Origin of the sequence: Photobacterium atrarenae, assembly GCF_024380015.1 — a bacterium.
Taxonomy (GTDB): Bacteria; Pseudomonadota; Gammaproteobacteria; order Enterobacterales; family Vibrionaceae; genus Photobacterium; species Photobacterium atrarenae.
This window is the reverse complement of the sequence record NZ_CP101509.1, coordinates 117059-130658: the sequence shown is the minus strand read 5'-3', so window position 1 is coordinate 130658 and position 13600 is coordinate 117059. Positions and strand designations below refer to the sequence as shown.

Annotated in this window: 12 protein-coding genes; 5 read left to right on the top strand and 7 right to left on the bottom strand. The window is 53.4% G+C overall.

The genetic code is table 11. The features are described 5' to 3' along the window. Positions 1 to 306: 306 nt before the first annotated feature. A complete protein-coding gene (gene ltrA / locus NNL38_RS16805; protein WP_369414631.1) occupies positions 307 to 1599 on the top strand; it encodes a group II intron reverse transcriptase/maturase in 1293 nt (430 codons plus the stop codon). Positions 1600 to 1642: 43 nt separating this feature from the next. Here ltrA and NNL38_RS16800 read toward each other — a convergent pair whose 3' ends face one another. From NNL38_RS16800 to NNL38_RS16790, 3 genes are all read right to left on the bottom strand, one after another. Next, positions 1643 to 2506, bottom strand: coding sequence for a lipase secretion chaperone (locus NNL38_RS16800; RefSeq protein ID WP_255391579.1), 864 nt, complete (start codon positions 2504 to 2506; stop codon positions 1643 to 1645). A 2-nt stretch (positions 2507 to 2508) separates the two neighbouring features. Further along, positions 2509 to 3429, bottom strand: a complete 921-nt coding sequence (locus NNL38_RS16795; protein WP_255392266.1) for a lipase family alpha/beta hydrolase — start codon at positions 3427 to 3429, stop codon at positions 2509 to 2511. Positions 3430 to 3631: 202 nt separating this feature from the next. After that, on the bottom strand, positions 3632 to 5278 hold the full coding sequence (locus NNL38_RS16790) for an ABC-ATPase domain-containing protein (protein WP_255391578.1): 1647 nt from the start codon (positions 5276 to 5278) through the stop codon (positions 3632 to 3634). 265 nt (positions 5279 to 5543) lie between these two features. Here NNL38_RS16790 and NNL38_RS16785 point away from each other — a divergent pair, with 265 nt between their 5' ends. Further along, on the top strand, positions 5544 to 5783 hold the full coding sequence (locus tag NNL38_RS16785) for a hypothetical protein (protein ID WP_255391577.1): 240 nt from the start codon (positions 5544 to 5546) through the stop codon (positions 5781 to 5783). Positions 5784 to 5841: 58 nt separating this feature from the next. On the opposite strand, the gene NNL38_RS16780 is transcribed toward NNL38_RS16785, so the two are convergent. The 3 genes from NNL38_RS16780 to NNL38_RS16770 are packed head-to-tail and all read right to left on the bottom strand — an operon-like array spanning position 5842 to position 8196. Continuing rightward, the gene (locus NNL38_RS16780; protein ID WP_255391576.1) at positions 5842 to 7185 is read right to left on the bottom strand and encodes an ATP-binding protein; all 1344 of its coding nucleotides are present in this window, start codon (positions 7183 to 7185) and stop codon (positions 5842 to 5844) included. Next, positions 7175 to 7834 carry a response regulator transcription factor gene (locus tag NNL38_RS16775; RefSeq protein ID WP_255391575.1) on the bottom strand — a complete coding sequence of 220 codons (660 nt, stop codon included), beginning with the start codon at positions 7832 to 7834 and terminating at the stop codon, positions 7175 to 7177. Before NNL38_RS16775 ends, NNL38_RS16780 begins: the two co-directional genes overlap by 11 nt. After that, the gene (locus NNL38_RS16770; protein ID WP_255391574.1) at positions 7831 to 8196 is read right to left on the bottom strand and encodes a PepSY domain-containing protein; all 366 of its coding nucleotides are present in this window, start codon (positions 8194 to 8196) and stop codon (positions 7831 to 7833) included. Before NNL38_RS16770 ends, NNL38_RS16775 begins: the two co-directional genes overlap by 4 nt. 226 nt (positions 8197 to 8422) lie before the next feature. On the opposite strand from NNL38_RS16770, the gene NNL38_RS16765 reads away from it, so the two are divergent. After that, positions 8423 to 10315, top strand: a complete 1893-nt coding sequence (locus NNL38_RS16765; RefSeq protein WP_255391573.1) for a methyl-accepting chemotaxis protein — start codon at positions 8423 to 8425, stop codon at positions 10313 to 10315. Positions 10316 to 10385: 70 nt separating this feature from the next. Here NNL38_RS16765 and NNL38_RS16760 read toward each other — a convergent pair whose 3' ends face one another. Further along, positions 10386 to 11291, bottom strand: coding sequence for a DNA ligase (locus NNL38_RS16760; RefSeq protein WP_255391572.1), 906 nt, complete (start codon positions 11289 to 11291; stop codon positions 10386 to 10388). Between the two features lie 299 nt (positions 11292 to 11590). Here NNL38_RS16760 and NNL38_RS16755 point away from each other — a divergent pair, with 299 nt between their 5' ends. After that, positions 11591 to 12649 carry a PTS sugar transporter subunit IIC gene (locus tag NNL38_RS16755; RefSeq protein ID WP_255391571.1) on the top strand — a complete coding sequence of 353 codons (1059 nt, stop codon included), beginning with the start codon at positions 11591 to 11593 and terminating at the stop codon, positions 12647 to 12649. Between the two features lie 220 nt (positions 12650 to 12869). Further along, the gene (locus tag NNL38_RS16750) at positions 12870 to 13532 is read left to right on the top strand and encodes a chromosome segregation ATPase (RefSeq protein ID WP_255391570.1); all 663 of its coding nucleotides are present in this window, start codon (positions 12870 to 12872) and stop codon (positions 13530 to 13532) included. The last annotated feature ends 68 nt before the right edge of the window (positions 13533 to 13600 follow it).

Sequence of the window (13600 nt, the reverse complement as noted above, 5' to 3'; positions counted from 1 at the left end):
CGTCTTACCTCGGGAGATCTTACGACCTGTCTCGGATGAGACTAATACAACAGTGATGTTGTGTGACGGGTAATAAGAAGTCAGCAGAAGGCATAGTACCTTGGGGAAGTACAACCCAAGGGAAGGCCGGAACTGAATATATCAAGAAGCAGTCACTAGACACTCAATCATGTGGGGTCATAGCAAGATGAACAACATCTCTACGTACTACTGGGCAACACCGCAAGTGACGCTCATGGCCACGAAGAATGACAAGCATGATCGGCGTAGACAGGAGGACGAGTCTTGGTGACCTCAACTCAGTTGATGGAGCGGATCTGCTCCTCAACAAATCTGAACCAAGCCCTGAGAAGAGTGAAGAAGAACAAGGGATGTGCTGGGGTTGATAAACTCGACATAACAGCGACTATCTCGATGCTTCGGCAGTCTTCTAATGGGCAAGCGCTCCGCCAGAGCCTTCTGGACGGGAGCTACCAACCCCAACCCGTTCTGGGTGTAGAAATTCCCAAACCTAGCGGGGGAGTGAGGCAGCTAGGTATCCCAACTGTACTTGATAGGGTAGTCCAACAGGCCATTACCTTAGTACTGACAGATATCTACGAACCTCAGTTCTCAAGCAACAGTTATGGGTTCAGGCCTAACCGCAGTACCCACCATGCATTGGTGGCAGCAAGCCACTACATCAGGGAGGGGCGGGGTTATGTAGTCGACATAGACCTGGCGAAATACTTCGATACTGTGAACCACGATAAACTGATGCACAGGCTATCGGAGGACATCACAGATAAACGGGTCCTGAAGCTGGTCAGGTCATACCTACAGGCAGGCATAATGCGAAACGGGTTAGTTGAGCAGAGGCAACGAGGGACGCCACAGGGTGGACCATTATCTCCGCTGCTATCAAATATCGTATTAGATGAGTTGGATAAAGAGCTTGAGCGAAGAGGGCATAAGTTCTGCCGATATGCAGACGACTGCCAAATCTACGTGCACAGTGAGGAAGCCGCCAATCGAGTAAAAGCCTCAATCACGGAGTTCTTGGAGCAGAAACTGAAACTCAGGGTTAACCGTGAGAAAAGTGCGGCAACGAGAGTGACAGAGCGGACTTACCTAGGCCATCGCTTTCAACGAGATGGAAGCATCCATATCTCGAAGACAGCACAAACTCAGATGAAGAAGCGAGTGCGTCAAATAACGAAGCGGAATCGAGGGCGAGAGTTGAAGACAGTCCTAGTCGAACTCACTCAATACCTAAGAGGTTGGCAACACTACTTCAAGCTTGCCATACGGAAAAGCGCGATGCAGCGCTTGGATGAATGGATAAGGCGGCGCTTACGGTGCTATCGCCTCAAGCAGCGCAAGCGCAGATACAGTATAGCGACATGGTTACGCCAAGAGGGTGTAAGCGAACGCAATGCGTGGAAGCTGGCGATGTCAGATAAAGGGTGGTGGCACTTGGCTTTATCGCCCCAGCTCAATCAGGCCATGCCAATGAAATGGTTCAAGGAGATGGGTCTGTACTCGTTGCGAGATGGGTACGAGTCACTGAAAATATATTCGGAACCGCCGTATGCGACCCACGCTTGTACGGTGGTGTGAGAGGACGGAGGCCGTGAGGCCTCCTCCTACTCGATTTTACGTGTTAGTTCAGTTGGTGTCGTGGCTGGTTTTGCATTGATTCTAATGCGATCACCCTGCGGTGCTGATGCGCGGGAAAACTGGCCTCCCGAAGTCGACGGATTTCCGCCGCTTGTTCCTGAACCGTGAAACCGGGATCGGCGAGGATCGTATCGCGGTGAGCCAGATACTGTTGCAGGGTATCCTGAAACGTCTGGCGCTGTTGTGAAAGTTTGGCTAACCGATCGGCCGCTTCCGGTCCGACTAATGCCTCTTGCTGGAGGTAGCGCGCCTGTGGTGAAAGGGTATAGGTTTGCTGGAGCGCTCCTAACAGCCTGGCGTTGTGATAACTCTGTTTCAGGTCGGGGGGCAGGCGATCAATTTCCTGCTGCCACAGGGTTTGAAAATCGGCCTCGCTGTCGGCTTGCTGTTTGAGCATTAACCGGGTGAGCGCCAGCTGTCTGAGCTGGTTCTCTTCGGCAAAAAGTTGTGCCTGCTGCTCGGTTGAGAAAAATTGTTGTTGCAGTGTCAGTAGCCGATCGTGCAAGGCTTGCAGCGCTGCTGGCGTCAAGGTGACGAAATCAGGCGAATCCAGTGATTGTAGCGCGGCTTTATAGTCAACAAAGCGCTGAAATAAACCTTCATCAATCTGCAGTGGTGCTGCTTGAGACTGGTTGTAAGATTCAAAATGATCATTGACTGCAGGCAAATTGATTTCGCCAAGCCCTGACAGAAAATACTCGAAGGTATCCCGGGATGATTCCTGATCGACTTGGGTATCCAGCTGCGAAGCAGCCGTGGTTTTTGATGGCTCATCGGAGGGTGGGATAGAAGCGACCGTACCAACGGTCGCGATAACACCCAGGGCCGCCAGTACGGTCTTTTTCATGATTACAATCCTTGTAACTGTAAACGATTGGCGTGTTGACGATACAGCGTGGTCGGCGCGGTCTCAAACAGATGCGTAACACCCAGCAGGCCGTTGATCTCGTCTAAGTGATTCATTTTGTAGTCGTTGCGGATCACTTTGCCAAGGTGGGTACTGCACTGGCTCACCAGCCCGTCATTGGGTTCATCAAACGCCAGGCCCAGCACCATGATGGCTGCATCTGTCGGATCCAGTGCGTTGGTGAAGTTATGAGTCCCGGTCCAGGAATAGTAGTACACACCATTGTCTGCCACGTAATCGCCTTCACCGCAGTCGCTTTGTGGCACCCCTTCCGGATACTTCTGGTTGAAAGCCAGCGAGCCTTCGGTGGTCAGGGCTGCCAGGGAGGCCAGCGGATCCTGAGGCAGATCGCTGCCGCCGGAGAGCAAGTTGATCAGAGACACCAGGCCTTCGGCAAGGGTGACTGCAAAATTTTCCGGCAAGGAACCTGGAGCGACTTTGCCGCGCACAATGTCAGCGATCCGGGAGCCTTTGTGGACGCCACCAACACTGGTGACGGATGCGACCAACTCAGGGGCAACGGAGGCAACATAGCGCGCGGTGGGGCCGCCATGGCTATGGCCGATCAGGTTGACTTTTTCTGCACCGCTGATGGCAAGTACTTCCTCGACTTGCGCCAGCAGTTGCTCGCCGCGAAGCTCTGTGCTGTTGGTCGCTGAGACTTGGGCGACATACACGGTCGCCCCGCTTTTGCTCAGGGCTTGGGGAATGCCGTAAAAGTAATCAATCCCGGCCAGGCTGTCAAAGCCGAACAGGCCATGGACCAGGACGATTGGGTATTTTGTTTCGGTATAGCCTTTCTGGCTGAGACTGGTGGCTGATGTGCCGGCAAAGCCGGTCAGCGGCAGCAGGCAAAACAGCATGAGGGTGAGGATACGTTTCAAAGTTGACTCTCCTTGTTAGACCTCCGATGAGTAAAATTCAGCCTAGTCCATTCCCGGCAAAACGAATTGATAAATGATTGAATTGTGATCAGCTGCCAATAAATGGCCGGGTTTTCAACAGCATAAAAAAGGCGGCCTGAGGGCCGCCGTGATTGTGCTTTGATGCGTTTGGGCGAGAGGCTTACTTGAACTCAGCCGCGCGCATCCGGTTGAGAACAGCCATGACTTCAATCACCCGTGGCTTGGCCAGATCGCCATGTTTGGGCATCATCTGGAACCAGTTGTCATCGAGTAATTTGCCGAAGGCTTTGCATGGCGAGCTTTCCCAGCCTTTTTGCTGTGCAAGCAGGAACCACAGCCAGCCGACCGTGTGCAGTTGGCTTGCATCAGCAACCTGCTCCAGTGCTTGTAAATCTATAAACTCGCGGCCGAAACGTAGTGCATTCTTGCCCTTGACCTGGATCCGGAATTTACCGTCTTCCAGCATGGTTTGCAGTGCCGAACGGTTCAGTTTACGGGTTCGTGGCAGGCGCAATTCAGCTGATCCTTCCAGCTGGCGGCGGGTGGGATGTGAGGCGACCACTTTGCGCGCTTTTTCGGTGACATCGATCGCTTCGTAGTTGTGCATCTGAATCACGGTATCGGCTACATCCAGGTAATCGCCGGAGCCCCCCATCACCAGAAGCACAGAGACATCGAGCTGGTCTCGGATCAGGGAGATCCGGTCCACCAGCGGCGTGATCGGTTCATCACTTTTGGCAATCAGTGCCTGCATCCGCTCATCGCGGATCATAAAGTTTGACGCCGAGGTATCTTCATCGATCAGCAGGGTCTGAGCACCGGCTTCAAGGGATTCTTGCAGCCAGGAGGCCTGAGAGGTTGAACCCGATGCATTCTGGGTGCTGAACGCGCTGGTCTCTTTGCCCATCGGCAGGTTGCTGATGTACGGGCTCAAATCGACCTGGTGGACACAGCGGCCATCCTCAGCGCGGATTTTGGTCGCAGTTTCATCGGTAACGATAAAGTCACGGCCATCGCCTGGAATGTGGTCATAAACCGAAGACTCAATGGCATTCAGCAGGGTTGATTTACCATGGAAGCCACCGCCGACAATCATGGTGATACCTTTCGGGATCCCCATGCCGCGCAGTTTGCCTTTATGCGGCGCTTCAAGTTCAACCGCCAGGTTTTCCGGGCTGACGAAAGGGATGGCATCAGGCAGCGGCAATTCGCTGTTGCCCGCCAGCCGTGGCAGAATCGACTCATCGGCAACAAAGGCGACCAGGTTTTTGTCTTTGAGCTGGCGGCGTAGTGCGACCTGATCTTCGACCGTTTCACAATGACGTTTCAGCTCATCCATCGGCAGCTCACGGGCAATGGTCGCGCGGCGAATGATCTTCGGCATGGTGAAGGTCAGCAGATTGGCCGTTTTCTTGGCAATAATGGTGCGGCCATCGGATGGCAGATCAATGCGGAAGCGAAGTTCAATCCCTTCGTCATCAAAGACAACGGCGGTTCGGTCCAGGATGGTCTGACCTGGGCGGTCAATCTGAATTTCATTGACCTGTTGGGCAAGATCAGCAAATTGACGGGCGATGAAGTCACGCGCAGCGCGCTGATAGTCGGCGGATTGCGCTTTGAGCCAGGCCAGATCGGTCAGAGACCATTTGCGACGGGCGCGGACTCGCGAAGCCGGGGCGAATGGATCGGCCTGGGTTGTATCAATGAAAAAGTCGAAGTCAACGAAATGATATTCTCCGCGTAAGCTGGAATAGCTGCGGTAGTTATGACGGTCAATTTTTTGTAGTTTGGCTTCGAGTAATTGCATATCGCCTCGATATCGTTCGTTGAGAATTCCGGGGGGCGGATTTTACACGAAAGGTTTGTTAATCGGTATCTTTATCTCTTTTCATTCCCGAAGCATAGCGGCTTTGTCGAATGAAAGGTGCGATGCTTTCACAATTGAGTCGGGGAAAGCTCAAGTAAGGAGGTCAGAATACCGTGAATTGAGTTTCCACTTTGGTCTAATTGTGAAATCACCGAAAGGCGTTACCTTGAAAGCTGGACGGAGTACAGCGAGGAAGGGAGAAGTCATGCCGGAAACCACATTACAATTTGCGGAAATCATACTGATTGCTTGCGGGCTGATGCTGATCACCAGGAGCATTTTCCAGTATGGAAAGCGAACCCGCGACTGGACCGGGGTTGCGAAAATGTTCTATCAGCGTGTCAGTATGAATGTCGCAGAATATAAAGCGTACCGGCTCGGCGTGAGTGCGTTTATCCTCGGTGTGATTATCCGGATCGTGAACCTCACCCTGTGGCCGGTATAGCCCGTTTCTGGCAGCGTGTGGATGCATCACCGTTTTGCCAGAAACTAACATGGCAATGTTAGGCCTTGCTTCGCGGACGGGGCAGCTCCAGCACGGCCTTGATGCCGCCGAGCGAGCTGTGAGTCAGCGTCAGTTTGCCCCGGTAGCTGTGCGCCAGCTCATTGACAATACTGAGCCCCAGCCCGCTGCCCGGCGTTGTCTCATCGAGTTTGACGCCGCGCTGCAAAACCGCGGCGTAATTCTGACTGGCCATACCCGGACCGTCATCTTCAATTGAGATTTTAACTGTGTGCTGATCTTGTTCGGTCTGGTGAACACGGATCAGCTGATTGGCCCACTTGTAACTGTTCTCAATCAGGTTGCCTACCATCTCATCCAGATCCCGCGTTTCCACCGCGACGCTCAGTTCACTGTCGAGTTCATTGACCAGCGTGACGCCGCGAACGGCATAGACTTTGTCCATCGCCATCGCAATGGCATCCACCCGGGGTGAGGCGAGAGTCCTGGCGGCTAAGATGTTGGCAGCTCCCGCCATACGCGCACGGCCCAGGTGGTAGTCAATGTGTTGCTGAAGCTGGGTCAGCGCTGGAGATAGCTTTTGTCTGTCTTGCGGCTCAAGATTGGTAACTTCATTGTTGAGGATTGCGATCGGCGTTTTCAACGCATGGGAGAGATTCCCGGCATGGTTTCGGGCCCGCTCCAGCAGCTCCTGATAGTGGAACAGGAGGGCGTTGAGATCGTCAATGACAGGTTTGACTTCCAGTGGATACACCCCGGCCAGCTCAGTGGCCTGGCCATCCCGGACCTGTTTGAGGCTTTGTTGCAGCGTTCGCAGGGGGAGCAGGGACCAACTGATCTGCAGCCAGATCAGGAGCAGGATGCCGGCGGCCATGATCAGCAGGATCAACCAGAGCCCCTGGGTCAGTTGCTGTAAGGTCGCATTGAGCTTGGCTTGGTCCGAAGCCACCATTAAGGTCACGGGAGCGTCGCTTTCCGGCAGCAGGATCGTGCGCTGGACCACCAACAGGGATTGCTGTTTCGGTCCCGTATAGCCGCTGGCTTTATCCCCGGTAATGCGTGCATCCCACAGGGAGCGGGAGCGGAACTGGTTGTCGTTGACGATCACGGTCCAGTACAAGCCACTATACGGGGAGCGAAATCTCGGATTGGACAGTCGCTCCGGCAGTGTGATACGGCCATTCGGGTTGAACTCGACACGCGCGGTTAGCTCATCGACATACAGCGCGAGTTGCTGCGCCTCCTGGTCAATCAGATAACTCTTGATAAAGCTGGGGACCAGGTACCCCGCGGCCAGTGTGATTGCGACTAACCAGACTGTTGCTGCCAGCAGCAGGCGACTGCGCAGGCTGGGCAGTTGCCGGGTCATGAACTTAATCGGCATTGATGCGGTATCCAAGCCCCCGAACCGTTTGAATCACGTCACTTTTTATTTTGCGGCGGATCCGGCCGATAAAGACTTCAATGGTATTGGAGTCCCGATCAAAATCCTGCTTATAGATATGTTCGACCAGCTCGGTCCGTGAAATGACCTTATTGACGTGGTGCATCATATAAGAGAGTACTTTAAATTCCAGGGCTGTAAGCTCAATCGCTTCTCCCTGATAGAGCACTTTTGAGGTTCGGGTATCGAGGCTGATCCCATTGGCTTGGATTACGGGGGAGGCATTGCCGGAAGAGCGCCTCAGCTGCGCGCGCAGGCGGGCAACCAACTCCACCATCTGAAATGGTTTAGTGAGGTAGTCATCAGCGCCGGCATTGAGGCCTTCGACTCGCTGAGTCAGCTCATTACGGGCACTGAGGATCACCACCGGACAGCTGACATTCTCCTCACGGATCCCTTTGAGAACAGTCAAACCGTCCAGCATTGGCAGTCCCAGATCCAGGACAATGGCGTCCCATGGCTCGGATGTGGCGCGATAGAGTGCATCAATGCCGTCGGTGGAAAGTTCCGCCACCCAGCCGGTTTGCTCCAGACCGTGAACAATTTGCTCACCCAGGGTGAGTTCGTCTTCGACAACCAGTATTTTCATTCTGCTACCTTGATAATGTTTTCCAGGTTACGGCCTTTGATTTCTATCATTGTCAGTGACTTCGCATCATATTCAACTTTAATGATGTTGTTCTTGGGATCGATCAGCTTGAGTTCATACACCCAGATCCCGTCATCTTCTTCAAGCTCGACCTTGATAATTCGCCCATGCAGTTGACGCGCGACGACTTGTTGCAGCGCGGAATAGGGTTGGATAAGACCTTGCTGCACGGCTTGGATCACTTCGTCCTGATCTTCTTCGATCTCAATTGCCGGCGCAGCAAAGCTGCCAAGGGGCGCAAGCAGCGCCCAGAGCAGGCAGAGGGCCAAGAACAGGGGCCGTAATAATTGATTGATAAGCATAGTTCGGATTGTACGGGTATCTTGATGAATCGAAAATGAATTAAGGCGTCTTTGCCGTATTACTTTAACGTTTTCACGTAATAATGGCGCGTCACAAATAAAAATGGGTACTGCGCCTGAAGATTCAGTGATCTTTCACTCATCCTAAAGGGTTACAGGTAGCATATTATTCTGTGCGCATATATATTTTTAACCTTGATGAATGTAGTGATTAGTAGGATGTTCTATGCGCTTAACCCTGAAGATGAAGCTTGTGTTATCAAGCTTGTCGTTAATATTTGTGACGATCCTGGTATTTGGCGGGATCGCTTATCAGACCCTGAAAGAGCAAGCCTGGCAGGGGATTGAAAGTGAAGGGCTTCGTACGGCGGAAGCGTATAGTAAAGGGATCGGAGATTGGTTCAATGGACGCCAGTATGCGGTCGAAGCGACTGTGAACGCGATTGAGCGGGAGCCGAATCTGGATATCGTCGGACACCTCAAGCAGACTCTGATATCGGGTGGTTTTGGTCTGGCCTATTACGGCACGCGGGATGGTGTGATGCACCGCCATGATCCGGCATTAAATAAAGCGGGTTATGATCCGCGCAGCCGCGGCTGGTATAAAGAAGCGTCTGCCGCCGGGAAACAGATCACTACTATGCCGTATGTGAGTCACACCATGCAAACACTCGTCGTAACCCTGGCTGAGCCGGTTTATATGAATGGCGAGATGCTGGGTGTGGTTGGTGCAAACCTGGCCTTGGATAAACTGGTGAAGGATATTTTGGATATTCAAGTCTCGGGTGACGGCTATGCCATGCTGCTTGACCTGAACAGCGATCGGGTTGTTGCCCATCCTGACAATGCGATGCAAATGAAATCGTTAGCCGAACTGGGCCGCGGGATGAATGTTCAGGCCCTCAAGCAAGCAGCAGTATCCGGAGAGCTGCTCTTTACCCAGTTGGATGGCCGCGATAAGGCGGTTGTGGTTGATGTAATCCCAAATACCGGATGGGCCATTACTCTGGTGATGGATAAAGCAACGCTGGAAGCGCCTTTGCAGGCGCTATTGATCCAGCTGAGTCTGATAGGTTTGCTGATCCTGGTGACCGTTTCTGTGTTTACTGCCTGGCTGGTGAGCAAACTGCTGCAAGGGTTGGATCGTGTTTCATCAGCTTTGTCTGACATCGCTGATGGGGATGGTGATCTGACGGTGCGGATTGCCGTTCACTCTGACGATGAAGTCGGGCGTCTGGCTGAGAACTTCAACCATTTCGTTTCGCGCCTGCATACCATGGCGATGAACTTGCGCGATATTACCCTGCAACTGAATCACTCTGCGGCGGAAACCGCGGGAGCGGCTTCAGAGCGGAGCGAGCGTATTCGTCGTCAGCAGGATGAGATCACTATGGTGGCGACGGCCGTGACTGAAATGGCCAGCGCAACGCATGAAATTGCGGGGAACGCCGACAATACGGCCAAAACCGCGGAGAATGCAGTGACCATGTCTCAGGAAGGACACGGGCAGGTCAGCCAGAGCCAGGCGTCGATCGGGAATCTGGCCCAGGAAGTGAACAGTGCGGTGGGGATCATTGAGGATCTGAACGAACATGCACTGAAGATCAGCTCAATTCTGGCGACGATTCGTGATATTGCAGAGCAAACCAACTTGCTGGCGCTCAATGCAGCGATTGAAGCGGCACGGGCCGGTGATCAAGGCCGGGGTTTTGCCGTCGTTGCTGACGAAGTCCGGGTGCTGTCGCAGCGGACCCATACTTCAACGGAAGAAATTCAAGGGATGATCGAAACGCTGCAATCGACCACCAAGCAGGCGGTCATGGTGATGTCTGACAGTCATCATCTGGCTGAAACCAGTGTACAGGATGTTGATGCGGCAGGAACCAGTATCAATAGTATTGCCCGCGAGATTAATGTGATTAGTGATATGGCGACCCAGATTGCTTCGGCGGCTGAAGAGCAGTCCAGTGTCACAGCTGAGATTAGTCGAAATACCGAGGGGGTTCAGGAAGTGGCAAATCAGCTGGCGCAGGAAGCTCAGGAAGCGGCGAGTCAGGCCGACGGACTGAAGCGCCTGGCGGATAAGCTGGAACTCGAGGTGAAACGCTATAAGCTTTAAGCCTGTATCCAGACTGATCAACAAGCCGCTCAATGGAGCGGCTTTTTTAGGCCTGAGGCGTTGGCACCACCTAGCTCTCCGGGCTACTTCGCTGGCGAATATAACGTGCAAAGCGGGGGAGGCCGCTGCTGGTATAACCGCTGTAGCGGAACTGGATCGTACTGCCGAGCGGTGGCGGGTTGAGCCGCTCGTTGTCACTGAATCCGGAGCCGATTTTAAATTTCTGATTGTCTGCGGTGAGGACCCAGACCGATCCCATCTGCCCGTGGTATTTCCCTTTCCCCTCCTCGTAGCCAATGACGACCGCTTCTGCGTCCTGATAGTGTTTGAGTTTCAGTAACTGGCTTGCGCGTCCGGGCTGATAGCGGTTGTGTCGATGTTGCAGGATCAGGCCTTCTCCCTGATCGGCGGTGAGCTGGTCCAGAGCTGATTCCAGCTCGGCCAGGCTGGCATAACGCTGTTGCGGCACCAGTTGAATAAAAGGTTGCTGAATCCGCTTGATGTGTTGGGTGAGTAAGTTCAGGCGCTGCTGAAAGGGCTCGTCGGAGCTTGGCAGATCAAAGGCCATGAATTGAATGTGCTGCCATTGCTCCGGGTTGGGCTGCTGATCCAGCACGGTGGTGGTTACCCGCTGAAACTGATCGCGCCCGGCCCAGAGTTCGCCATCCAGAGCGATGCCTTCGGGGAAGGCTGCGAGAAACCACTCAGGCGCATGAATTGGGTTACCAGTACGGGTCACCAGCTGTGTTCCGGTCCAGTGGGCGCGAATACCATCGAGCTTCTCGCTGACGAAATAAGCGTCAATAGGGTCGGTGAGTCCGGTGTTGCTGGCCAGTTGCTGACTGTCGAAGGTTGTGGCTTTCATCAGGGCCGGCGCATCGGCGGCCTGGAGGTGAAACGGTGAGATGAAGAGCGAGATGAGCGCTGCCAACTGGGACAGGCCGGAAACAGGCATAGTCAGTGTCGGTTCTGCCATGTGATCACCTGGATAAGTCGTATTGATTACAGGTGACGTTATGAAGCTGGCGGTCGGCCGTAAATAGTCTTGGCGTATTCATGGCTGAATTTGCGGCGAGCGATCAAGTGCAGCCGCAAGCCAGCTCTCCTGAGGTGGCGTCGTTGTGAAGGCGGTCCATTTTGGGGGCGGAGCTTTAGGCTGAAAACATGCATATATAACCACTTGATAACCCGGTTGAATATGGCTGAGGCTGGCGAGCTCAGGTAAAATCAGCTGCTTTGATAATTCAGCCCCTCGACCTTTTGATACAGTGACGTATGACCATGCAATTAGCGCAAACCTCCGTGGGTGACTTGCTCCGCCGAAAACAGATCGACATTTCTCCACGAACTTACCTGGTGCATGCCATGAGCTTTATGGCACTTGGCCTGTTTTCTTCTTTACTGATTGGCTCGATTTTGAATACGCTGGGTGCCAAATTCGGCATTCCGTTGTTCTCGGAGACCTTGTGGCCGATCGCGAGACAGATGACCGGGCCGGCGATTGGGGTTGCCGTGGCTTATGCGCTGAAAGCGCCGCCCCTAGTCCTGTTTTCGGCCACCACGGCGGGTGCTGCGGGTGCCGCGCTGGGTGGCCCGGTCGGAGCGTTTATCGCAACTGTCGCGGCAACAGAATGCGGCAAGCTGGTGGCCAATGAAACCAAAGTGGATATCTTATTGACGCCAGCTGTAACGGTGATCGTCGGCGTTGGCGTCGGGACCATGGTCGGTCCTTCCGTTGCTGCGATGATGGGAGCACTGGGGGATGTGATTATGTCCGCAACCCAACTGCAACCTTTACTCATGGGCGCTGTGGTGGCTGTGCTGATGGGCATGGCATTAACGCTGCCGATCAGTAGTGCGGCCATTGCGATTATGCTGAGCCTGAACGGGCTGGCGGCAGGTGCGGCCACGGTGGGTTGCTGCGCGCAGATGGTTGGTTTCGCTGTGATGAGCTTCCGGGAAAACCGCTGGGGCGGGGTAGTTGCTCAGGGCCTGGGTACATCCATGCTGCAAATGCCGAATATCGTGAAGAACTACAAAGTCTGGCTGCCACCGATTATCGCCTCTGCGATCCTTGGCCCGCTCGCCACGGTGGTGTTCGCGATGGAAAACACGCCGCTGGGGGCCGGGATGGGGACCTCCGGACTGGTCGGACAGATCCAGTCTTTTATTGCGCTGGATAATGCCGGTTGGCAGGGCGGTGAAATCTACGGATCAATCCTTTTGTTGCACCTCTTGCTGCCGGCGCTGATCACCTGGGTCATTGCGGAGTTGATGCGCAAGGTCGGCTGGATTAAGCCCGGCGATCTGACGCTGAACCTCAATTCGAAGTAACCCCGCTTTTAGAACGTGAGAAGGGGCAGGGTTCTGCTCCTTTTTTGTTTCCGTCGCTGCTTCAATTTTGATAATTTGATAGAAAGCTGACATAACCCGAGTATCTGACTGATATCATTCGTCTATTAATATGATGAAACGGTTTGATCGCTGAGCCTGCTTCGAGCCGCTGCTGTGATCTGATTTGAAAAGGGATGATTTATTTGTGGGTGGTATGGGTATGACATCGTCTTGGAAAGCTTCATTATTGGCCGGGTTTATCTTGGGTGGTGTTCTTGCTTCGGCTGTTTGGTATCGCTCACCGGGACCGACGCAGGAAGAGTATGAGACGCTGCAACAGAAAAATGCCGATTGGGCGGCCAAACATCAACAGTTGGAAGAGCGCTTCGAAACATATGAGGCGGAGAAAGCACTGGAAATTGAGCAGTTGAATGAGCAACTGACACAAGCCAAGGCAGATTTTGAGAAGCAGAAAGCAGCTTATGAAAAGCAGTTCTCATCGCTGAAACAGCAGCAGAAGAAGCTGGCGGTGAGCAAAAAGCAGCTGGATACACAGGTGGTCGCACTCAAATCAACGGCGGAAAAACAGCAAACAGTTTTAAGCGACTCAAAAGCCCTGTACCAACAGCAGTTGTTGCTGCAAAAGCAGGTGGCTCAGGCCGAAGCTGATGTGAAGAAAGCCAAACGGGTGGCCAATGAATTCAAGCAAGCTTGTGACGAGTTTAAGTCCGGATCGGGTTGGAACTGGGTCTCACAGGCTGATTGCGACAAATTTAATGCCAAACTCCGGGCTGTCGCCGAAAAAGAAGCACAGTTGACGGCGCTGCAAAAAGAGCTGGATGCGCTCAATCAAAAGATTGAAGTCAGTTTACCGAAAAAGTAAGGTGTTGCTTCATTGCATACAGATCAGGCGAAGCTCAGGCTTCGCCTTTTTTATCTGATTTTTTTATG